Raw genomic sequence first — 20,111 nt, 5'->3', positions numbered from 1 at the left:
CGTCGACGTGTGCGCCCGCCACCGACAGTTCGCTCGCATGACTCAGCCGCGCGCCCCGTCAGGGGCACGTCAGCCCTTGCTGACCGCCATCAGGATCTCCGGCAGTCGGCGGGCCGTGCGGGGGGCGGCGAGCCGTAGGCCCGCCAGAGTCACGCAGGCTCCGTACACCGTGCCGACCGGGAGCAGGACCCAGCTCCACTCGTCGCCGTCCGCGCTGAGGTTGGCCCAGACCGTCAGGGCGATCACGGGGGCGCACAGCAGGGCGGCCGAGACCATGCCGCCGACGACGGCGGCCGCGGCGAGGCCGGACTGGCCCGGGGCCACGTTCTTGTAGCCCTCCTGCGGGATCGAGTAGGGGAAGCGCGCCGACGTCCACGCCCCGGTGGCCAGCATCGCCCCGAGCAGGGCGAAGGATACCCCGAGCACCTCGGGCAGCTGGGGCCAGTCGCCGATCAGCGCGGTCGTGAGGACGGTGACGAGCGTGGCGTACGGCAGCGTGATCACCAGCAACGCCAGTGCACGCGCGCGCAGTTCGACGTAGGCGTCCCGAGGGGAGGAGATCGTCATCGCGACCATCCAGAACGCGGAGGTGTCCTGCCCGAACTGGTTGTACATCTGCACGCCGAGCATGCCCGCGGCGAAGCACGCGAAGTAGATGGAGCCCGTGCCCTGCACCGCGTTGAACACCGGCACGATCAGCCCGATGGCCAGCGATGTCACCCACGCGGCCTTGGTCTTGGGGTCGCGCCACACATAGCGCAGGCTGCGTTCCATCACGGTGCCGGTGCGCCCGGCCGGCAGCAGCCGGGCGAGCCCCGTCGAGTTCCGCTCCCGGGCCGCCCCCTCGGCGGAGGGGAGCGTGGAGCCGTCCGGGGAGGTCATCAGCCGGGTCAGGTGACGGGACCAGAGGGCGAGCAGGCCGGTCAACGCCACGGCGGACAGGGCGAGTTGCAGGAAGGCGATGCCGTACGACCCCGTACTCGCCGAATCGGCCGCCCCGATCGCCGAAGCGGGCGGCACCCACTTCAGCACCTCCGTCGGGCCGTCCAGCTGTCCGAGGCCGCCCGAACCGAGCTGCTGCGCACCGAAGTTCACGACCTGGGCGCCGACGGCGATGACGAGTCCGCTCAGCACCGCAAGGTCGCGGCCCCTGCGGCTGGACAGCAGCCGGATGTTGGCGACGGCGACGGCCCGCGCGAGCGCCACGCAGACCAGCAGCGCCAGCACGACACCGAGCACCGAGAAGACGTACGCCACCGCCCCGTGCGCGACCGCGACGACGGACCCGACGAGCAGGCAGAGGGTGAACACCGGCCCGATGCCGACCAGCGAGGCCACGAGCAGCGCCCGCACCAGGGGCCGGGGCCGCAGCGGCAGCATCACCAGACGGGTGGGGTCGAGGGTCTCGTCGCCGCCGGGGAAGAACAGCGGCATCACGGCCCACCCGACCGCCAGCACGGCGACCAGCGGGACGACGACCGAGCCGGCGTGCTCGTTGCCGCGCAGTGCGATGAGACCGAGCAGCTGGAGGGCGGAGAAGAGCAGCACGGCCACGGCCGAGGCGATGTACGCGGCCCGTCGCCCGCCGGACCGCCGCAGCCCGTTCCGCAGCAGCGACAGCTTCAGCCGTACGACGACCGGGGTGAGGTCCGCGGTCATCGGGCCCCGCCGCCCAGCCAGTCGAGGTTCGCCCCGGCGTCCTGCCCCTGCGCGCCCACGAGTTCGAGGAAGGCGCGCTGCAACGAGGGCGCGTCGCCGCGCACTTCGTCGAGCGGACCGTGGGCCCGGATCCGGCCGGCGGCCATGACGGCCACCCAGTCGCACAGCGACTCCACGAGCTCCATCACGTGCGAGGAGAAGACGACGGTGGCGCCGGAGGCGGTGTACCGCTCCAGCACGCCCCGGATGGTCTGCGCGGAGACGGGATCGACGCCCTCGAACGGCTCGTCGAGGAAGAGCACTTCGGGGTTGTGGAGCAGGGCGGCCGCCAGCCCGATCTTCTTCCGCATCCCGGTCGAGTAGTCGACGACCAGCTTGTGCTGGGCGCCCGCCAGATCGAGCACGTCCAGCAGCTGGGCGGCCCGCCGGTCGACCTCGCCGCCGGGCAGCCCCCGCAGCCGTCCGGAGTAGGCGAGCAGCTCACGCCCCGAGAGCCGCTCGAACAACCGCAGCCCCTCGGGCAGGACGCCGATCCGGGACTTCACCTCGACGGGATCCCGCCACACGTCGTGCCCGACCACGGAGACGGACCCCTGATCGGGCCGCAGCAGCCCGGTCACCATGGAGAGGGTCGTGGTCTTCCCGGCCCCGTTGGGGCCCACCAGTCCGATGAACTTCCCCGCGGGAAGCTCCAGGTCGATCCCCGCGACAGCGACCTGCTGTCCGAACCGCTTCCAGAGCCCGCGCACACTCACAGCCGACGTCATGGACGCCAACCCTAGGGGCGCGGTGCACCGGGTCCGTCACCGATCCCGGCCGCACGCGTAGGCGAGGGGCGAGATCAGCTCCTCCGCGTCCGGCAGCCAGCGGTTCGCGGGCGTCGGACGGCAGGCCCACTGCACGGCACCGCTGGACCCGTACCGGGTGGGGGGACCCGCGACGTACGCCCCTTCCCCCAACGCCACCAGGTCCAGCGACGACGGGGTCCAGCCCAGCTTCCGGACCAGTTCCGGCACCTTCACCGACGCCCCGGGCAGCACGAAGAACTGCATCCGGCGGTCCGGCGTCAACGTCACGGGCCCCAGCGTCAGCTCCATCCGCTCCATCCGCGCCAGCGCCAGGAATCCCGCCGTCTCCGGGACGGAGATCGCGTCGAAGGTCCGCCCGGTGGGCAGCAGGATCGAGGCTGCCGGCTGCTTCTGCCACATCCGGCGCGCGACCGTCGCACTGCCGGTGGCCTGCGTCGCCCAGTCCTCGCGCGCGGGGTGTGCCCCGGGGGCGGCGCACGCGGGGTCACCGCAGGAGCATCGCTGCACCCCGTCGACGGCTTCCAGCCAGGTGCCGGGGAAGACGTCCCAGTGGCGCTCCTCGGCGTAGCGTACGGCTGTCTCCAGCAGCGATTCCCCGCGCTGCTTCGGAATCTGAGCGGCTTCGGTACCCGCGATCGTCTCTTCCACGCTGAACACAACTCCCCGGCCCACCTCGGGTTACGGCCGTACCGCGCGCGGGGGAAGCGCATCGATTCCGCATCTGGGGCGCATGGATGCATGTGTGGGGGCGCAGAGGAGGAACCTCGGCGTGGGCTGGGTAACCACGTGTGGGGTCGGTACGAGTCTTTACCCCGGCAATCCTCGCATGCCTCGCATTTTCGACACGTTGGTGGGGCATTGATCTTCACGGCCGGAACTTTTCGGTGGAAGACACGTCAACTCGGTGCGTGGGCAGGCACCGCAGCCAAGGGGGTACGCCATGGCCGCAAGGCCTCTCGTCGCGCGGCAGCCGAACGAACGGCTGCAGGCGCTCATCCAGGAGGCGGGGTGCTCGAACGCCGGGCTGGCCCGCCGGGTCAACATGTGCGGCGCCGAGCACGGCCTCGACCTGCGCTACGACAAGACGTCCGTGGCCCGTTGGCTGCGCGGACAGCAGCCGCGGGGCCGGGCGCCCGCGATCATCGCGGAGGCCCTCGGGCGCAAACTCGGCCGGACGGTCACGATCGACGAGATCGGCATGGCCAACGGCAAGAACCTCGCCTCCGGCGTCGGGCTCCAGTTCTCGCCGACGGTACTGGGCGCCATCGAGCAGGTGTGTGAGCTGTGGCGCAGCGACGTGGGCCGCCGGGACTTCCTGTCCGGCTCCTCGGTCGCCGCGTCCGCGCTGGTCGAGCCGAGCCGGGACTGGCTGATCTCCTCGCCCGACTCGCAGGTCGCCCGTCAGGCGGGCCCGCGCGTGGGGCAGTCCGACGTGGCCGCCGTGCGCGCGATGACCCAGGCGCTCGTCGACCTCGACCACCAGTACGGCAGCGGGCATGTGCGCCCGGTCGTCGTGCACTACCTCAACAGCGTGGTCTCCGGACTGCTCGCGGGGTCGTACCGGGAGGCGACGGGGCGTGAACTGTTCGCCGCGGTCGCACGGTTGACCGAGCTCGCCGGGTACATGGCGATCGACACCGGGCAACCCGGCCTGGCCCAGCGGTACTACATCCAGGCCCTGCGGCTCGCGCAGGCGGCGGGTGACCGCGGATACGGCGGCTATGTGCTCGCCGCGTCCATGAGCCACCTCGCCGCGCAGCTCGGGAACCCGCGGGAGATCGCCCAGTTGGCGCGGGCGGCGCAGGAAGGGGCGCGGGGTCGGGTGACACCGCGCGCGGAGGCGATGTTCCACGCGGCGGAGGCGCGTGGGCATGCCCTCATGGGCGATGTCCGGGCCACCCAGGCGGCGTCCGGGCGGGCGGTGCGCGCCCTGGAGGCGGCGGACCCGTCCTCCGGCGACGACCCGGCGTGGATCACGCACTTCAACGAGGCCTATCTGGCCGACGAGTTGGCCCACTGCCACCGCGACCTCGGCCAGGCCGACGCGGCGGCGCGGTGCGCGCAGGAGTCCCTGGACGGGCTCCCGGAGAACAAGGCGCGCCGGCGGGCCATCGGCCTGGTCCTGCTCGCCTCCGCGCAGGTGCAGCAGCGCGAGGTCGAACAGGCCTGCAACACCGGCCTGAAGGCGGTGGAGTTGCTGGAGACCCTGCGTTCCAACCGGGGCGCGGAGTACCTCGACGACTTCCAGCAGCGCCTGGAACCGTTCCGGGACGAGCCCGTCGTAAGGGAGTTCGGGGCCCGGCTGGACCTTCAGGCGGCCGCGTAAAGGAGGACATACGGAGCGGATACGGGCCCGGAACCGTCACGTGATCTCCCGGGACTTGTTACTGCGGTCACAGGGACGCAGGTCACGTCCTGTGCTACGTGGCACCGGGCTCGGAGGACCCGGTAGCGTGAGCCGACGATTCCGAAGTTCCCCCATAAGTAGGAGTCCCGGTGACGCAGAGTGGACAGGGCGAGCAGCCCTCGGCGCGCGAAGCGCGCGAAGGCATCGTGCTGCCCTCCGACGGCGGGGAACCCCTGCTGCCGGGACAGACGGGCGGATACGGCGGTCCGCAGCCCGGCTACGGCCCTCCGCAGCAGGGCCATTACGGCGGACCGTCGGAGCAGGGCGGTTACGGCGGCTCCGCGCAGCCGCCCCGCCCGGCCGCCGACGCGGGCTACGGCCAGCCGCCCGGCGGCCAGGCGTGGGGCAACGCGTGGGGCCCCGGGCAGCAGCAGGGCCAGCCGCAGCCGCAGGCCCAGCAGCCGCAGCCCCAGGAGTGGTCGCAGCCGACCGCACAGACCTGGGGGACGCCCCAGCAGCCCGGCGGCATACCGTCCCAGGCTCAGGCTCAGGCCCACGCCCAGCCGCAGCCCGCGCCGGCGTACGACACCAACGAGCCGACGTCCTACTACCTGCCGCCCGTCGGTCAACCGGCCCCCCAGCCGCAGCCCCAGTCCCAGCCGCTGCCCCCGCAGCAGGGCCAGGTCGCGCCCTACGAGGCTCACGGGACGGGCGCACCGCAGCAGCAGGCCACGCCGGGCCCCAACACAGACGAGCCCACCTCCTACTACCTGCCGCCGGTGGGCCGGCCCCTCCCGTCGGCCTCCGGCACACCCGCCTCCGCGCCCCTGCCGCCCGCCGACGAGGGCGCCACCCAGTTCATCCCGCCGGTCGTGGCGGGCCCCGCCGCCCCTGAGGGCGCCACGCAGTTCCTCCCGCCCGTTCGCCCCGGCGCGCTGCCGCCCGAGGTGTCCGCCGAGGCGGCGCACTACCCGCAGTCCCCCTATGGCGCGCAGACCCCCCAGAACGCGGCCTCCGGCCCCGACGCCGAGGCCACGCAGTTCATCGCGCCGGTGCCCGGACAGGCCCCCGGCGCGCCCTACGGAGGGGAGCGGCAGCCGCCCTCCGACTTCGACAACCTCTTCCGCGGCGGCCCCGGCGGTGACGGCGGTGCCGCGTCCACGCAGCAGATGCCGCGCTTCACCCAGCCCGAGGCCGTACCGCCCGCGTACGGGGCCCAGCAGCCGTCGTACGGGGCTCAGCAGCCGTCCTACGGCGCACCCCAGCCGCCGTACACCCCGCACGGCGGCGACCACTACGACGACGGTGACCGGGGCGGGCGGTCGCGGGTGCCGGTCCTCGTGGCCGTGGGCATCGGCATCGTCGTGCTCGGCATCGGCGCGGGCGCGCTGCTCGCCGGCGGCGGGGGCGGCGACGGCGGCGACAAGAACCAGACCGTGTCGGCGACGGCCCCGGCGACCGGCGGCTCCTCCTCGCCGGCCGCCGATCCGGCGAAGGCGCAGGCCGTCGAGCTGGACAAGCTGCTCGCGGACAGCGGCACCAGCCGCTCCTCGGTGATCAGCGCGGTGGCGAACGTGAAGTCCTGCAAGAACCTCGGCCAGGCGGCCGCGGACCTGCGGGCCGCGGCGACCCAGCGCACCGGCCTGGTGACCCGGCTCAAGGAGCTCTCCGTCGACCGGCTGCCCGCCCACGCCGAGCTGACCGAGGCCCTCACCAAGGCCTGGCAGGCCTCCGCGTCCGCCGACAACCACTACGCGTCCTGGGCCGACCAGGCGGCCGGCAAGAAGGGCTGCAAGAAGGGCCAGGCCCGCATCACGGGCCAGACCCAGGCCGGCAACCGGGACAGCGGCACCGCCAGCACCGAGAAGGCCCGGGCGGCCCGGCTGTGGAACGCGATCGCCAAGAAGTACAGCCTGACCGAGCGGACGGCCACCCAGCTGTGAGCGGGCCGCGGGGGACGCAGGGGCGTCCCCCGCGGGTCAGTCGACGTCCGCGTTCTGGAGGGTCCTCGTCACGTCGGTGAAGCCCTTGCGGGCCGCCACGAGCTGGCCCTGGCGCACGACCTGGAGCGTCACATGGGCGTTCACCATGCGCGGGAAGCCGACCGTGGCGAGGTCGTCGGCGGTGCTCCAGGTGTCCCGGGTGGTCCACCGGAGGGTCGGCGTCAGACCGCCGGTGGGGACCTTGAGGCCGTCGTTGAGGGCGCCGCGCACGCTGTCGGCGGACACCTCGCCGCCGCCGAGCGACTCCACGGCCTTCTTGAACACGGTGTAGGCGATCCAGGTGGTCTGCACGCCCGCGTCGGCCGAGTCGATGCGGTTGTCACCGAAGGCCTCGGCGTTGATGACCTTCTTCATCGCGTTCCAGCGGGCGTCGCTCTCCACCGGGTACCAGCCGGTGATGTACGACCCCTCGTAGGGCCCCGAGCCCCCGCCGGACGCGTCGATCACCGTCTGGTCGACGCTGCCCATCGCCATGGCGGTGCGCACGGCCGGGTACTCCTCGCGGGCGCGCCGGAAGGAGTCCATGAAGGTGCTGGTGCGGTCGCCGAGCGCGGGCACCACGCACCCCTCCTTCGCGCCTTTCACGCCGGAGCCCGCGACGCCGGACGTCGAGCTGACGAGCGCCTTCGTCGACTGTGCCGAGTACTCGGTGGCGTCGTCGGCCGCCCGCACGTCGCTCGCGGCCCGGTGCCCGCCGGTGGTCAGCCCGGAGTCCAGCAGGACGGGCAGCTCGTCGCCCACGATGGTGTCGGGCCGTACGAGGGTGACGTTGCCGCAGACCGCGGCGAGCTCCTTGCCGAGACCTGCCAGCAGGGTGGGCTGGCCGCCGTTGACGGGGTAGGACAGCGGGCTGGTGAACTCGTCGTTGGTGACGCCGTAGCCGCCGATGTAGGGGATGCCCGCGCCCTCCAGCGGCGGGAAGAAGGAGTCCGCGTACTGGCTGTAGGAGCCGACGACCGCGACGACGTTCTCCCTGACCGCGCGCCGGGCGCACTGCGCCGCGGCCACGCCGTCGTTGTGGTCGTTGCAGGTCAGGACGGTGAGCTTGCGGCCGTTGATGCCGCCCCTGGAGTTGATCCAGCGGGCGTAGGCCCGGGCGAAGGCGGGCATGCCGGGCTTGTTGGTCGCCTTGGTGTCCGACGGGGCCCAGGTCATGACCTTGATCGTGTCGTCCCCGGAACCCCCCGTGGTACCGGGGACGACCCCGCAGCCGGCGACGAGGGAGGCACACGCCGCCAGGGCCCCCGCCGCGAGGGCGGTGGCTCTGACGGGCCGGTGGTGCGGGAGGAGGAAGGTGCTGCGGATGCGTCGCCTGCCGGTCATGGGCACACACGCTTCCGCCACATCGCCAACTCGGAAGTGACCCTCGGTATATGCGAGGTGACGTAAAGGTGAACAGCGAGGGCCTGTGCGGCACGTATGGGGGAAGAACGTACGATCGGTGACCGTGCAAGGTTCGGAGAACTCTTCCCGTCGCGGCCGTCGCTCCTCCACCATGGGCGGCATGCCACTGAACGACATGCCGTGGTGGCGCTGGCGCAGCAATGTGCGCTCCGCGCTGCACATGCTCTCCGACCCCGCCTTCCAGCAGAACGTCTGGCTGGCCGGTGTCGAGGGGTACGGGGACGTCACCGACGCCGTGTACCGCCTCGTCGAGGACACCTGGCTGGACAACTGGTCCGCCGAGAAGTACGTCGGCACGATCTTCCGGGACTCCCAGGAGGCGGCCCTCGTCGACACCGCCGTGCTGCGGGTGCTGCGGATCATGCACCAGGTCGGCCCGGACGCCCCCGTCTCCGTGTACATGGAGAACCCGGGGTGGCCGGACGCGGTGCGGGCGGCGCGGGACGCGCACGTGCGGATGGCGGTGGCCGACGGGGAGGACCCGGACGCACCGCCGCGCACGCTCCAGGTGCTGCAGATCATGACCCGGTCCGCGTGACGGACGCGGTGCCTGCCGCCGCGCCGGATATGCGACCCTGTCCTGCATGAACGCGCAGTCCCCCCGAGCCGAGGCCCTGGCCGACCAGTACGTCCTGACCCTGTCCTGCCCCGACAAGCAGGGCATCGTGCACGCCGTGTCGAGCTACCTCTTCATGACCGGCTGCAACATCGAGGACAGCCAGCAGTTCGGCGACCACGACACGGGCCTGTTCTTCATGCGCGTCCACTTCTCGGCCGAGGCCCCGGTGACGGTGGACAAGCTGCGGGCGTCGTTCGCGGCGATCGGTGACTCCTTCCACATGGACTGGCAGATCAACCGGGCCGAGGACCGGATGCGGGTCGTGCTGATGGTCAGCAAGTTCGGGCACTGCCTGAACGACCTGCTCTTCCGCGCGCGCATCGGCGCCCTCCCCGTCGAGATCGCCGCCGTGGTCTCCAACCACACCGACTTCGCCGAGCTCGTGGGGTCGTACGACATTCCCTTCCACCACATTCCGGTGACGCGGGAGACCAAGGCCGAGGCGGAGGCGCGACTCCTCGAACTGGTCCGGGAGCAGGACGTCGAACTCGTCGTGCTGGCCCGGTACATGCAGGTGCTCTCCGACGACCTGTGCAAGGAGCTCAGCGGGCGGATCATCAACATCCACCACTCGTTCCTGCCGAGCTTCAAGGGCGCGAAGCCGTATCACCAGGCTCATGCCCGGGGGGTCAAGCTGATCGGGGCCACGGCGCACTATGTGACCGCCGACCTCGACGAGGGGCCGATCATCGAGCAGGAGGTCGAGCGGGTGGGACACGACGTGACGCCGGACCAGCTCGTGGCGATCGGGCGGGACGTGGAGTGCCAGGCGCTGGCGCGGGCCGTGAAGTGGCATGCGGAGCGGCGGATCCTGCTGAACGGGCGGCGGACGGTGGTGTTCGCCTAGGAGTGCGGGGGGTTCCGTGCGTCGGGCGGCTGCGGGCCGGTGGGGGCTGGTCGCGCAGTTCCCCGCGCCTCTGAAGGCACGTCCAGTGCACCTACTCAAGGGGCGCGGGGAACTGCGCGAGCAACCACCGATCACCCGCAGCCGCCCACGAACCCCGGACCGCCCCCACCTACATGCGGCTCAGGCTCGCCGCGGCGAACAGCACGTCCCTGATCGCCTCACGGTCACCCACCTGCCCCGCCGCAGCCTCCGCAGGAGACACGTGGCCCGCCGCCAACTGGCAGAACTCCACGCCGTCCAGCGCCACATGCGCCACCTCGTGCTCCGCCGAACCGACCGCCGCCGGGGAGTCGAGGGGGACCAGCCACTCGCCGCCGCCGAGACCCTCGATCTCCAGGCGCAGGGTGCGGCCGGGGCCTCCGGCGCTCACGAGGTGCCGTCCGGGGCCCGGTGACGTCAGCCCCTTCCGCCGCCGTTCCGCCAGGACCGCGGGCAGCATCCGCGCCGCCAGGTCGATCATGCGGTTGAGGTGGCGGGGGGACGGGGGGTCGTAGGGGTAGTCGACCGCCTCCGCGATGTCCTCGGCGTGGACCCAGCACTCGAAGGCGCGGTCCAGCATCGCGTCGTGGAGGGGCAGCGCGAAGTCGCCGTAGGCCACCTCCAGCCGGCCGGCGGTGCCGCCGGTGAAGGACACCGTGCGGACGAGGTCGTGGCTCTGCTCGCGCCAGGGGGTCCGCACCGAGCGGGTCGGCGGGAAGTGCGAGGCGCGCCAGTACGCCTCGGTGCGGCCGGACGGCGTGGGCGCGTCCGCGAAGGCCTCGCCCAGCGGGTCGTCCAGGCCCAGGGCGACCGCGACGAGCCCGTCGACCGACAGCAGGTGGGCCATGACCCCGGCGACCGTCGTCCGGCGGCTCGTGGCCTCGTCGGCGTCGAACCAGCGCAGCCTGACCGGGGCGTGCCACTCGGCGTCGCCGAAGTCCTGGAGCAGTGCGTCCAGCCGGGCGGTCTCGGCGTCGTACGGCGTGGCCCAGCCGGGGATCGGGATGCGCGGCGGGCGCCGGTCGAGGCAGCCGTCGAGGACGCGGGTGCGCAGGCCGGGGTCCAGGTCGAGGCTCTCCGGCCGCTGGAGCAGGCCCACCGCGCCGCGCAGCCGCAGCGCCTCCTCGGCGCAGGTGCCGCACTCGCCGAGGTGGTCCTCCACGGCGGCCGTCTCCTCGGCGGAGCACGCGGCCAGCGCCCACGCCCCGAGCAGCGACTTCAGCACGCGGTGCTCCAGGATCAGGGGAGCGGCCGCCGGCTCCTCCAGTGCGGGCAGCGGCCGGCCGGTGTCCTCGACGGAGGCGCGGGGCAGCGGTATGCGCGGCGGGTGGCCCGCGCCGCCCGGTCCCGTGTCCTTGGGCCCCGTCCCCCGGTCCTCGGGGCCGTCCTTCTCGTCGTACGCCTCGAAACCGTCCGCTCCGCTCATGCCGCGCCCCCGTATCCCGGCGGCGCGCCGGGCGCTCCGGTGTCGTGGGCCGTGGACAGGAGCTGGAGGCCCAGGCGGAGGCGGCGGCGGGCCTCGTCCTCGGTGATGCTGAGGTCGGCGGCGGCCTGGCGGTAGTCGCGGCGCTGGAAGTAGGCGAGCTCCAGGGCGGCCCGCAGCGGGGTGGGCATGGACTGGACGATGTAGTCGGCGCGGGCGGCCACCGAGGCGTGGCGTACCCTGCGCTCCAGTTCCTCGGCGGAGCCCTCGCCGGCCCGGGCGAGGGCGGCGGTCTCGGTGGCGCGCAGCCGCTGCACGGCCAGGCGGTGGGTCAGGCCCGCGACCCAGGAGCGCAGCGGGCCCTGTTTGGGGTCGTAGGTCTCGGGGTGCTCCCAGACGTGGGCGAAGACGTCCCGGGTGATGCCGTCGGCGGCCCGCTCGTCCCCGAGCACACGGTGGGCGAGGCCGTGCACGAGTGAAGCGAAACGGTCGTAGAGCTCGCCGAGGGCGGCCGCCTCACCGCGCGCCAGCCGCTGCTGCATCTTGCGGTCCCATCGGGGCGGTGCGTCCTTCTTCGCCATGCGGCCCCCTCACCCCTGGAAGTGTCCGGGTCAAGCCTGCGCCGACCGTCTCCTCGAATGTAGTCGGCACCTCCGGCAGCGCACGCCCCTTTGTTCCAATGCGCGCCCCCTGAGGAGCCTCAGGTGGTAGTGGAGGTTCCCCTACCCCTTCACTCATTGATCAGACACGATCGAACAGGATCGAAGTCGACTAAAACAAGCCTCTTTCGAACGGTTTCCGTTTCTCGGTCTGTGTTTCAGGGAACGGCCGCTGGGCAGCCACGCTGCAAGGAAGCGTAGGAAAGGCTTCCGTTTGCTTTCCGGCGAATGAAGGGCATGGTGGTGGCGTTCAATGTGACCGGCGACGAGCAGGGCGACTGGACCGTGCTCAGTGTGTCGGGCGAGCTGGACCTGGTGACCTCGCCGGTGCTCCGCCAGCGGGTGCACGACGCGGTGGCCGAGGGCCGCCACAGTCTCGTCCTCGACCTCTCCGAGGTCTACTTCTGCGACTCCAGCGGTGTCGGCGTCCTCATCGCCTCCCGCCGGCTGATCCGTTCCTGCCGGGGTGAGCTGCGTCTGATCCTCCCGGCCCAGGGCGCCGCCGACGGCTCGCACGTCAACCGCGTGCTCGGCGCGCTGGGCGTCCGCCGCCTGTTCGAGGTCCACCCGGACCTGGACTCGGCGACCGACGAGGAGGCGGGACCACTGTCCGCCTGAGTCCGGCACCAGTAACCCCTCGAATCCGCACGGCTGTGACCCGGGGCACTGGGACTGCCACACCGTTGTCCCGAAATTCCCCCGGTCTTGGCACAAGCGCCGCCTTCCGGCCCCCTGGGCGCCGCCCGCGTCGTACGCTCCGTGCGAGATGCACCCGACGTGATGTGAGGCGGCCCGAAAGACATGGTCAGCAGCGAGTACGAGCGCAGGATCGCCGACCGGTTCGCCACCTTCGACCAGGACGGCAACGGCTACATCGACCGTGAGGACTTCAACGTGGCGGCCAAGGCGCTGCTCACGGAGTTCGGCACGGCGGCGCGCTCCGACAAGGGACAGGCGCTGTACGTGGGCGCCGAGGCGTTCTGGCAGGGCATGGCCGGGATCGCCGACCGGGACGGCGACCAGCGGATCACCCGCGACGAGTTCGTGAACGGCGCGCTCAAGCGGCTGCGCGACAACCCGGACCGGTTCGCCGAGATCGCGCGCCCCTTCCTGCACGCGGCGATCGCCGTCGCCGACCAGGACGGCGACGGACGCGCCACCGTCGAGGACACCGCGCGCGTGCTGCGCATCCTGGGCGTCGGCGAGGACGTCGCGCGGGCGGCCGCGGCCGGCCTGGACACCGACGGCGACGGCAAGGTCGGCGAGGCGGAGATCGTGCCCGCCTTCGCGCGCTACTTCACCGTGCCCGAGTAGCGCTCCCGCAGCTTGTACTTGAGCACCTTGCGCAGGGTCTCGTTGCGCGGAAGGGCGTCCACCACCTCCAGCTGCTCCGGCAGCTTGTGCGGGGACAGTCCTTCCGCGCGCAGATGGTCCGTCACGGCGTCCAGGGTCAGCTTCCCGGCGCCTTCGGGCTGTTCCACGACGGCGCACACGCGTTCCCCGCGCTCGGCGTCCGGCAGTCCGATCACCGCCACGTCACCGACGTCCGGATGCGCGGCCAGCAGGTCCTCGATCTCCTTCGCCGAGATGTTCTCTCCCTTGCGGATGATCACGTCCTTGAGCCGCCCGGTGAGCACGAGGTGGCCGCTGTCCTTCACGAACCCCAGGTCCCCGGTGCGCAGATAGCCCTCCTCGTCGAAGGCCTCCGCCGTCTGCGCCGGGTCCAGATACCCCCGGCACACCGCCTCCCCCTTCAGCCGCACCTCCCCGTCCACGATCCGCACCGACATGCCCTGAGGCGGCCGCCCCTCGGTCGTCGCCAGGTTCTCCACCGTGTCGTCCGGCGCCCCCATGGTGATCATCGGCACCTCGGTCATGCCGTACCCGTGGGTCAGCTGCACCCCGAGCTCTCGTACGACGGCGTGGTAGAGCTCCGGCGGCTTGGGCGCCCCGCCGCCGGCCAGCAGCCGCAGCGAGGGGATCACGGGCACACCGGGTTGCTTGCGCTGCTCGGTGAGGAACATCGAGTAGAACGCCGTCGAACCGCCCGCCACCGTCACCCCGTGCCTGCGGTAGCCCTCCAGCGCGTCCGGCAGCGCGAACTGCTCGAACATCACCGCCGGGAAGCCGTACAGCAGCAGCATCACCGTGTAGTCGGGGCCCGCGATGTGCGCGTACGGGAAGGCCATCGAGCCCACGTCGTCCGCCGTCAGGCGCAGCGCGTGCGCGAGGCAGGAGCCGCCCGCGATCAGCGAACGGTCCGTGTGGAGCACGCCCTTGGGGTCCGAGGTGGTGCCCGAGGTCCAGTAGATCCACCGCACGGAGGTGCCGTCGGCGGGCGGGGCGGGGAGGACGGCCGGGTCGCCGTCCGGGAGGTCGTCGTACGCCTCGAAGACGCCCTTGGCGCCGAGCCGACGGGCCATCTCCGTGTGGTCGAAGCCGCGCCACAGGCCCGGTACCGCGAAGAACTCCGCCTTCGACTCCCGCAGGGCGAAGCCGACTTCGCGGTCCCGGTAGAAGGGGATGACCGGCGACTGCACGGCACCGAGACGGGCCAGGGCGAAGGAGAGCAGGGCCGTCTCGATACGGGTGGGCAGCTGCCAGGCGACGACCGTGCCGGGACGTACGCCCATGCCGTACAGGCCGGCCGCCACGCGCTCGCCGCGCGTGCGCAGTTCGCCGAAGGTGAGCGTGCGGTCGTCCTGGAGGAGGACCGGACGGTCAGGGGTCAGGTCGGCGCGGCGGGCGACCAGTTCCCAGAGGGTGCGGGACGCGCTGAGCGCGTGGGCGGTGTCGGTCACGGCGGCCCCCTTGTGCGGCAACGGATCTGACGGACAGTCAGATCGTGGCAGAGCGTAGGGCTCGACGCCTTGTCGGTCCAGGGGTGCGGGACTTAGCCTGCCAAGATCTGACGGTTCATCAGATAGGGGCGGCTGTCATGGACCTCGCGTACACGCCGGAGGAGGAGGAGTTCCGGGCGCGGCTGCGCGAGTGGCTCGCCAAGGCGCTCCCCGCGCTGCCGCCGAAGCCGTCCCCACGGGACTGGCCCGGACGCAGGGCCTACGACCTCGGCTGGCAGCGCATGCTCTACGACGCCGGGTACGCGCACGTGCACTGGGACGCCTCGCCCACCACACGGCTGATCTTCCTGGAGGAGACGGAGACCGCGGGCGCGCCCTACGTCGGCGCCGGGTTCGTCGGTCTGCTCCACGCGGGGCCCACGATCGCCGCCGAGGGAACGCCCGGACAGCGCGAGCGCTGGCTGCCGCCGATCCTGCGGGGCGAGGAGGTCTGGTGCCAGGGCTTCAGCGAACCGGACGCCGGGAGCGACCTCGCGGCGCTGCGCACCCGCGCCCGCAGGGACGGCGACGACTATGTCGTGACCGGCTCCAAGATCTGGACCTCGCATGCCGAAGTCGCCGACTGGTGCGAGCTGTTGGTGCGCACGGACCCGGCCGCGCCCAAGCACCGCGGGATCACGTGGCTGGCGATGCCGATGTCCGCGCCCGGTGTCGAGGTGCGGCCCCTGCGCACGCTCGCCGGGTCCACCGAGTTCGCCGAGGTGTTCCTCGACGAGGTGCGGGTGCCGGTGGCGAACCGGGTGGGCGCGGAGAACGACGGCTGGCGCGTGACCATGGTGACGCTGTCCTTCGAGCGCGGGACGGCGTTCGTCGGCGAGGTGGTCGCCTGCCGGCGGGTGCTCCGTTCGGTCGCCGCGGCGGCCAGGGACGACGGGCGTTGGGACGATGCGGTGCTGCGGCGCCGGCTGGGGCGGCTGAACGCGGAGTTCCGGGCGCTGTGGCGGCTCACGCAGTGGAACGTGAGCGAGGCGGAGGCGAGCGGGGGCGGGGTGCCGGGGGTGGGGGGCTCCGTGTTCAAGCTCCGGTACTCGCACGCTCGGCAGGAGTTGTACGACGTGGCTGCCGATGTGCTGGGTGCCGGGTCGCTGGATCTCGAACAGCCCTGGGTGCTGGACCGGCTGTCGTCGCTGTCGTACACGATCGCGGCGGGGACCTCGCAGATTCAGCGGAACATCGTGGCCGAGCGGGTTCTGGGGTTGCCGAAGGGGCGGTGAGGGGGGCTTGGGGTGGTGTGCCGAGTGCGGGCCGGTGGGGGCTTGTCGCGCAGTTCCCCGCGCCCCTGGGTGGGCTGTCGCAGCCCTCGTGAGAAGGGGGACGTGACGTGCGGTTTCAACTGACTTCTGACCAGCTGGCGCTGCGTGCGGCCATGCGGGAGCTGCTTGCGCGGCGGTTCGGCGGTGCGGTACTGCGGGCTGCCGTGGACGATCCCCGTCTGGACCGGGCGCTGTGGCGGGAGTTGGGGGCCGCCGGGTTCTTCGCGCTGCGGGTGCCGGAGGCGGACGGTGGGGTCGGGCTGGGGCTGCCGGAGGCCGTGTTGGTCTTCGAGGAGGCCGGACGGGTGCTGCTGCCCGGGCCGCTGGTGGCGACCCACCTCGCGGCGGGCACGGTCCCAGGGGCCGCCTCCGGCGAGGCCGTCGTCGCCGACGTGGACGGTGGCGGGCTGGTGGAGTGGCTGGACGCGGCCGATGTCGTACGGGGGGACGCCGCCGGGGCCGTGGCCCTGACCTCGGTCGACCCGCTGACGCCGGTGCATCGCGTGCCCGGGGCTCGCGCGCGTGCCGTCGATCCCGTCGCCGTGCTCCTCACGGCCGCCGAGCAGCTGGGCACGGCCACGCGCGCGTGTGAGCTCGCCGTGCAACACGCGCGGACGCGAGAGCAGTTCGGGCAGCCGATCGGGGCCTTCCAGGCGGTCAAGCACCTGTGCGCGCAGATGCTGGTGCGGGCGGAGACGGCCCGGGCCGCGGTGTACGCGGCCGCCGTGACCGCGGACCCGGTGGACATCGCGGCGGCCCGGCTGCTGGCCGACGAGGCGGCGGAGCGGGGCGCCCGGGACTGCCTCCAGGTGCACGGCGGAATGGGCTTCACCTGGGAGTGCGAGGTGCATCTGCATCTGAAGCGGGCCTGGGTGCGGTCCCGGCGGGGCGGCGGCGGTGCGGAGAGTGAGGAGTTGCTCGCCGTCGATCTGTTGGCCTGAGGCGCTCTCGGCCAGCCCGGTCGTCGGTGCCCCCGCAGCGGATGTCGCGGATTGTGGCATACCGGAATCACGGAGCGTTGATATCGGGTTGTGTCCTATGTGTGACTCGTCACGTCCTGGAGTCGGCGTCCCGCTCCGGTACCTTGTGTGAGATGCGAGTGGTTCCGAGCACGAGCCATGCCGGTGTTGCCGATGGGGCGGCGCCGGATCCGGCGATGCGCGCCGCTGCTCGCGAGGCGGGAAGGCCTGTGTCCACCGCCTGTTCGACTTCCCGCGACGGGCGTCGCACAGTATCCCGCACGGGTACTCCTTCGCGCTGGAATATGCCCGAAGCGCTTGTTGGCGTGACTGTACGTCAACCATGCTGTCTCGTAAGGGATTCACGTTCTGTGACCCCGGCTTTGGTCATTGTTCTGGTCATGCAAAAAATGGCTACGATCGTGGCCCTCGTGAGGCGCGGGGCCATGTGCCCGCCGGTTCGGATGGTGTGAGCGGTGCAGGTGCTTCAAGTGCAGCTGGAGATCCGGCCCGAGCCGGCAGAGGTGGGACGTGCCCGGAGGTGGGCCCGCTCGCGGCTCGCCGGGTCCGGGATAGAGGTCGACGAACCGGTCGCCGAGACCCTGATCCTGCTGGTGTCCGAACTGGTCACCAACGCCGTGGTGCACACGGGCCGTCCGGCCGTCCTGCGGCTGTCCCTGCCGGACGCCGAAGGGGAGTCGGCCACGGTGCGTCTGGAGGTCGCCGACCGCAGCGGCCGGGCCCCGGTGCCGCGCTGCGTGGACGGTGACGCGACCGGCGGCCGCGGCCTGGCCCTTGTCGACGGTCTCGCGGACCGCTGGGGCTGGAGCCCCGAGGGGGTCGGCAAGAGCATCTGGTGCGAACTCGACCGCTGCGACCGGCCGCGGAAGGCCGCCGAGACCTATGGCGTCGACACCTCGGCCTACGAGGGGTTCGCGTTCGAGGCGGTGTGACCGGCGCACGGTGGCAGAGGCCGCCGTCACCTCTTTCTCGCCGCGGGGCGGTGCGCCGGGACGTGCACCCGTGCGCGGTCGTGACAAATGGGTCGTAAGTAATAAATCCCCGTACGGCTGTTGACTCAACGTGTTCGATTGATGACGCTTGTGGTCGGCGATTCGCCGCGAGGGGACGCCGAGGGGTTCGGTGACGGGAGCCCTCGACGAGTGCGGATCGTGACGCGGTGTCGATTTCCTCAGGGCGGAAGGAAGTCGATGACGGCGGCGCGCGATGCCGTGCTCGGGGCGGACATGCGCGCCGCCGGCCGACTCCTCACAGAACGGCCACCGGGGCCACGGGTGTTCCGGTGCCGCCGACGAACGGCTCGGGCATCGCCGACAGCAGGAACGCGTACCGGCCGGCTTCTCCACAGGCTGTGGACAATTCCTCCAGGTTCCAGTTCTGGCCCTGGAGCATCCCCATCTCCACCAGGTCCAGCGCGTGCACGGGCAGCCACAGGTCCTCGATCTCGGGCGGGAAGATCTCGAACGTGAGGGTGTCGTTGGCGACCGCGGCCACATCGCGCGCGTGGAACCACTCCGGGGTGCGGACCGACAGCCCCGGCGACGGATGGGCGTACGCCTCCCTGTCCCCGGCGAGATACACCTGGATCTGCCCGGTCCGTACGAGCACGACGTCCCCGGCGCGCACCCGCGTGCCCGCGAGTTCCTCGGCGGCCTCCAGGTCCTCGGGGGTCACGGCGTGCCCCCCGTCGAGGCGGTCCACCCCCCGCGCGCGGGCCACGTCGAGCAGCACCCCGCGCGAGACGACGTGCCGTGCCTTGTCGATACCGCCGAACTCGGCGCCGCCGTGCGGGGTGATGGTGCCGGCCGGGCGGCCGTTGTAGAGCAGGCCCGAGTGCGAGACATGGGTGAGCGCGTCCCAGTGGGTGGCCGCCTGAAGGCCCATGGTCACCGCGTCGTCGCTGCACGCCACCGTCCCCGGGCCGAAGATCTCCTGGTTGATCTGCACCATCGCGTGCAGCGGGTTGACCCGGCCCGGCATCATCCCGGTCTGCACACCGTCCTGCTTCAGGGGGAGCGCCAGGGGGACGCGGCGGCCGGTCCTGACGGTCGCGGCGGCCTCGCGGACGACCTCGTCGGTGATCAGGTTCAGGGTGCCGATCTCGTCGGCGGCGCCCCAACGCCCCCAGTTGTTCACGCGCTTGGCGATGTCGTGGAACGCGGCCGGAAGTGACATCGGGCCCTCCCCGGGGCTTGTGTCCGCACATCTGACGGGTCATAGAATCTAACGGTCCGTCAGAAACCGCGGGAAGGGGCCGGGCGTGGGGAACTTCTTGGCAGACAGGGTCGTCGCCGTGACCGGCGCGGGACGGGGGATCGGGCGGGCGGTGGCGCTGGCCGCGGCGGGCGAGGGGGCACGGGTCGTCGTCAACGACTACGGCGTCTCGATCGACGGAGCCTCCCCCGCGAGCGAGATCGCCTCCGGGGTGGTGAAGGAGATCGAGGCCGCCGGCGGTGAGGCCGTCGCCGTGGCCGACGACATCTCGACGATGGCGGGCGGACAGCGGGTCGTCGACACCGCCTTGTCCTCCTACGGGCGGCTCGACGGCGTGGTCTGCGTGGCCGGGATCCTCCGTGAGCGGATGCTGTTCAACATGTCCGAGGAGGAATGGGATCCCGTTCTCGCGACCCACTTGAAGGGGACGTTCACTGTTTTCCGGGCGGCCTGCGCGGTGATGCGGCAGCAGCGGGCCGGCACGTTGATCGGATTCACCAGCGGAAATCACCAGGGGTCCTTCTCGCAGGCCAATTACAGTGCCGCGAAAGGGGGGATCATCTCGCTGGTCCGCAGTGCCGCGCTCGCGATGCACAAGTACGGAGTGACCGCGAACGCCGTGGCGCCGGTCGCCCGTACGCGGATGTCGGCGAACGTCCCCTTCGAGCTGACGGAGATCGGGGAGCCGGAGGACGTGGCCGCCATGGTGGTCTATCTGCTGTCCGAGCGGGCCCGGGAGGTCACCGGGCAGGTGTACACCGTGGCGGGGCCGAAGATCGCGGTGTGGGCGCAGCCGCGGGAGTTGCGTGCCGCGTACGCCTCCGGCGGGTGGACGCCGGAGTCGATCGCGCAGTTCCTGCCGGGGAGTGTGGGGGTGGATCCGATGCCGTTGCTCTCGGGGCCGGGCGCGTGAGGGGTCGGGGGTGCGGGGGCGGGCGGCTGCGGGTTCGTTGTGGCTGGTCGGGCAGTTCCCCGCGCCCCTGGGGAGTTCGGG

At 72.1% G+C, this 20,111-nt stretch carries 18 protein-coding genes; 10 read left to right on the top strand and 8 right to left on the bottom strand.

What is annotated here, in order from left to right; all coding sequences use genetic code 11:
• Positions 1 to 69 precede the first annotated feature (69 nt).
• The 3 genes from M2163_RS23275 to M2163_RS23265 are packed head-to-tail and all read right to left on the bottom strand — an operon-like array spanning position 70 to position 3,125.
• Entirely contained in the window at positions 70 to 1,659 is a 1,590-nt protein-coding gene (locus M2163_RS23275; protein ID WP_280894914.1) for a transporter, read from the bottom strand.
• A complete protein-coding gene (locus M2163_RS23270) occupies positions 1,656 to 2,426 on the bottom strand; it encodes an ABC transporter ATP-binding protein (RefSeq protein ID WP_280850884.1) in 771 nt (256 codons plus the stop codon). The genes M2163_RS23275 and M2163_RS23270 overlap by 4 nt, the downstream gene beginning before the upstream one ends.
• Before the next feature lie 36 nt (positions 2,427 to 2,462).
• Positions 2,463 to 3,125: a bifunctional DNA primase/polymerase gene (locus M2163_RS23265; RefSeq protein ID WP_280894913.1), complete on the bottom strand. Its 663-nt coding sequence runs from the start codon at positions 3,123 to 3,125 to the stop codon at positions 2,463 to 2,465.
• Positions 3,126 to 3,408: 283 nt separating this feature from the next.
• Between M2163_RS23265 and M2163_RS23260 the strand changes: the two genes are divergently transcribed.
• Both M2163_RS23260 and M2163_RS23255 read left to right on the top strand, forming a co-directional pair.
• The gene (locus tag M2163_RS23260) at positions 3,409 to 4,794 is read left to right on the top strand and encodes a transcriptional regulator (protein ID WP_280850886.1); all 1,386 of its coding nucleotides are present in this window, start codon (positions 3,409 to 3,411) and stop codon (positions 4,792 to 4,794) included.
• A gap of 170 nt (positions 4,795 to 4,964) precedes the next feature.
• Positions 4,965 to 6,758 (top strand): hypothetical protein, encoded by a 1,794-nt coding sequence (locus M2163_RS23255; protein WP_280894912.1) that lies wholly within the window; start codon positions 4,965 to 4,967, stop codon positions 6,756 to 6,758.
• A 36-nt stretch (positions 6,759 to 6,794) separates the two neighbouring features.
• Here the strand turns inward: M2163_RS23255 and M2163_RS23250 are convergent, their stop codons facing one another.
• Positions 6,795 to 8,141, bottom strand: a complete 1,347-nt coding sequence (locus tag M2163_RS23250) for an ABC transporter substrate-binding protein (protein ID WP_280894911.1) — start codon at positions 8,139 to 8,141, stop codon at positions 6,795 to 6,797.
• Between the two features lie 118 nt (positions 8,142 to 8,259).
• On the opposite strand from M2163_RS23250, the gene M2163_RS23245 reads away from it, so the two are divergent.
• On the top strand, positions 8,260 to 8,760 hold the full coding sequence (locus M2163_RS23245; protein ID WP_125195486.1) for a hypothetical protein: 501 nt from the start codon (positions 8,260 to 8,262) through the stop codon (positions 8,758 to 8,760).
• 46 nt (positions 8,761 to 8,806) lie between these two features.
• Positions 8,807 to 9,688, top strand: a complete 882-nt coding sequence (gene purU / locus M2163_RS23240) for a formyltetrahydrofolate deformylase (RefSeq protein WP_280850889.1) — start codon at positions 8,807 to 8,809, stop codon at positions 9,686 to 9,688.
• Between the two features lie 169 nt (positions 9,689 to 9,857).
• On the opposite strand, the gene M2163_RS23235 is transcribed toward purU, so the two are convergent.
• Positions 9,858 to 11,153, bottom strand: coding sequence for a zf-HC2 domain-containing protein (locus M2163_RS23235; protein ID WP_280850890.1), 1,296 nt, complete (start codon positions 11,151 to 11,153; stop codon positions 9,858 to 9,860).
• Complete coding sequence (locus M2163_RS23230; RefSeq protein WP_280850891.1) at positions 11,150 to 11,731, bottom strand: sigma-70 family RNA polymerase sigma factor; 582 nt, start codon at positions 11,729 to 11,731, stop codon at positions 11,150 to 11,152. Before M2163_RS23230 ends, M2163_RS23235 begins: the two co-directional genes overlap by 4 nt.
• 315 nt (positions 11,732 to 12,046) lie before the next feature.
• Here M2163_RS23230 and M2163_RS23225 point away from each other — a divergent pair, with 315 nt between their 5' ends.
• Both M2163_RS23225 and M2163_RS23220 read left to right on the top strand, forming a co-directional pair.
• A complete protein-coding gene (locus M2163_RS23225) occupies positions 12,047 to 12,427 on the top strand; it encodes an STAS domain-containing protein (protein WP_280854169.1) in 381 nt (126 codons plus the stop codon).
• A 183-nt stretch (positions 12,428 to 12,610) separates the two neighbouring features.
• A complete protein-coding gene (locus tag M2163_RS23220) occupies positions 12,611 to 13,123 on the top strand; it encodes an EF-hand domain-containing protein (RefSeq protein ID WP_280850892.1) in 513 nt (170 codons plus the stop codon).
• Here the strand turns inward: M2163_RS23220 and M2163_RS23215 are convergent.
• A complete protein-coding gene (locus tag M2163_RS23215; RefSeq protein ID WP_280850893.1) occupies positions 13,102 to 14,610 on the bottom strand; it encodes an AMP-binding protein in 1,509 nt (502 codons plus the stop codon). The genes M2163_RS23220 and M2163_RS23215 overlap by 22 nt on opposite strands.
• Before the next feature lie 137 nt (positions 14,611 to 14,747).
• On the opposite strand from M2163_RS23215, the gene M2163_RS23210 reads away from it, so the two are divergent.
• From M2163_RS23210 to M2163_RS23200, 3 genes are all read left to right on the top strand, one after another.
• The gene (locus tag M2163_RS23210; protein WP_280850894.1) at positions 14,748 to 15,884 is read left to right on the top strand and encodes an acyl-CoA dehydrogenase family protein; all 1,137 of its coding nucleotides are present in this window, start codon (positions 14,748 to 14,750) and stop codon (positions 15,882 to 15,884) included.
• Positions 15,885 to 15,991: 107 nt separating this feature from the next.
• Positions 15,992 to 16,864 carry an acyl-CoA dehydrogenase family protein gene (locus tag M2163_RS23205; protein ID WP_280850895.1) on the top strand — a complete coding sequence of 291 codons (873 nt, stop codon included), beginning with the start codon at positions 15,992 to 15,994 and terminating at the stop codon, positions 16,862 to 16,864.
• A gap of 509 nt (positions 16,865 to 17,373) precedes the next feature.
• Positions 17,374 to 17,835: an ATP-binding protein gene (locus M2163_RS23200; RefSeq protein ID WP_280854170.1), complete on the top strand. Its 462-nt coding sequence runs from the start codon at positions 17,374 to 17,376 to the stop codon at positions 17,833 to 17,835.
• Between the two features lie 316 nt (positions 17,836 to 18,151).
• Here M2163_RS23200 and M2163_RS23195 read toward each other — a convergent pair whose 3' ends face one another.
• Positions 18,152 to 19,078: a cyclase family protein gene (locus M2163_RS23195; protein ID WP_280850896.1), complete on the bottom strand. Its 927-nt coding sequence runs from the start codon at positions 19,076 to 19,078 to the stop codon at positions 18,152 to 18,154.
• A gap of 85 nt (positions 19,079 to 19,163) precedes the next feature.
• Between M2163_RS23195 and M2163_RS23190 the strand changes: the two genes are divergently transcribed.
• Positions 19,164 to 20,030, top strand: a complete 867-nt coding sequence (locus M2163_RS23190; RefSeq protein ID WP_280850897.1) for an SDR family oxidoreductase — start codon at positions 19,164 to 19,166, stop codon at positions 20,028 to 20,030.
• Positions 20,031 to 20,111: the final 81 nt, after the last annotated feature.

It is taken from the genome of Streptomyces sp. SAI-135, assembly GCF_029893805.1.
Lineage (GTDB): Bacteria > Actinomycetota > Actinomycetes > Streptomycetales > Streptomycetaceae > Streptomyces.
This window is presented reverse-complemented; position numbering and strand designations above follow the sequence as displayed.

Coding starts and splice junctions, on each gene's coding strand:
- M2163_RS23275 (WP_280894914.1), bottom strand. CDS start 1,659: ATGACCGCGGACCTCACCCCGGTCGTCGTACGGCTGAAGCTGTCGCTG.
- M2163_RS23225 (WP_280854169.1), top strand. CDS start 12,047: ATGGTGGTGGCGTTCAATGTGACCGGCGACGAGCAGGGCGACTGGACC.
- M2163_RS23195 (WP_280850896.1), bottom strand. CDS start 19,078: ATGTCACTTCCGGCCGCGTTCCACGACATCGCCAAGCGCGTGAACAAC.
- M2163_RS23260 (WP_280850886.1), top strand. CDS start 3,409: ATGGCCGCAAGGCCTCTCGTCGCGCGGCAGCCGAACGAACGGCTGCAG.
- M2163_RS23230 (WP_280850891.1), bottom strand. CDS start 11,731: ATGGCGAAGAAGGACGCACCGCCCCGATGGGACCGCAAGATGCAGCAG.
- purU (WP_280850889.1), top strand. CDS start 8,807: ATGAACGCGCAGTCCCCCCGAGCCGAGGCCCTGGCCGACCAGTACGTC.
- M2163_RS23220 (WP_280850892.1), top strand. CDS start 12,611: ATGGTCAGCAGCGAGTACGAGCGCAGGATCGCCGACCGGTTCGCCACC.
- M2163_RS23250 (WP_280894911.1), bottom strand. CDS start 8,141: ATGACCGGCAGGCGACGCATCCGCAGCACCTTCCTCCTCCCGCACCAC.
- M2163_RS23235 (WP_280850890.1), bottom strand. CDS start 11,153: ATGAGCGGAGCGGACGGTTTCGAGGCGTACGACGAGAAGGACGGCCCC.
- M2163_RS23210 (WP_280850894.1), top strand. CDS start 14,748: ATGGACCTCGCGTACACGCCGGAGGAGGAGGAGTTCCGGGCGCGGCTG.
- M2163_RS23270 (WP_280850884.1), bottom strand. CDS start 2,426: ATGACGTCGGCTGTGAGTGTGCGCGGGCTCTGGAAGCGGTTCGGACAG.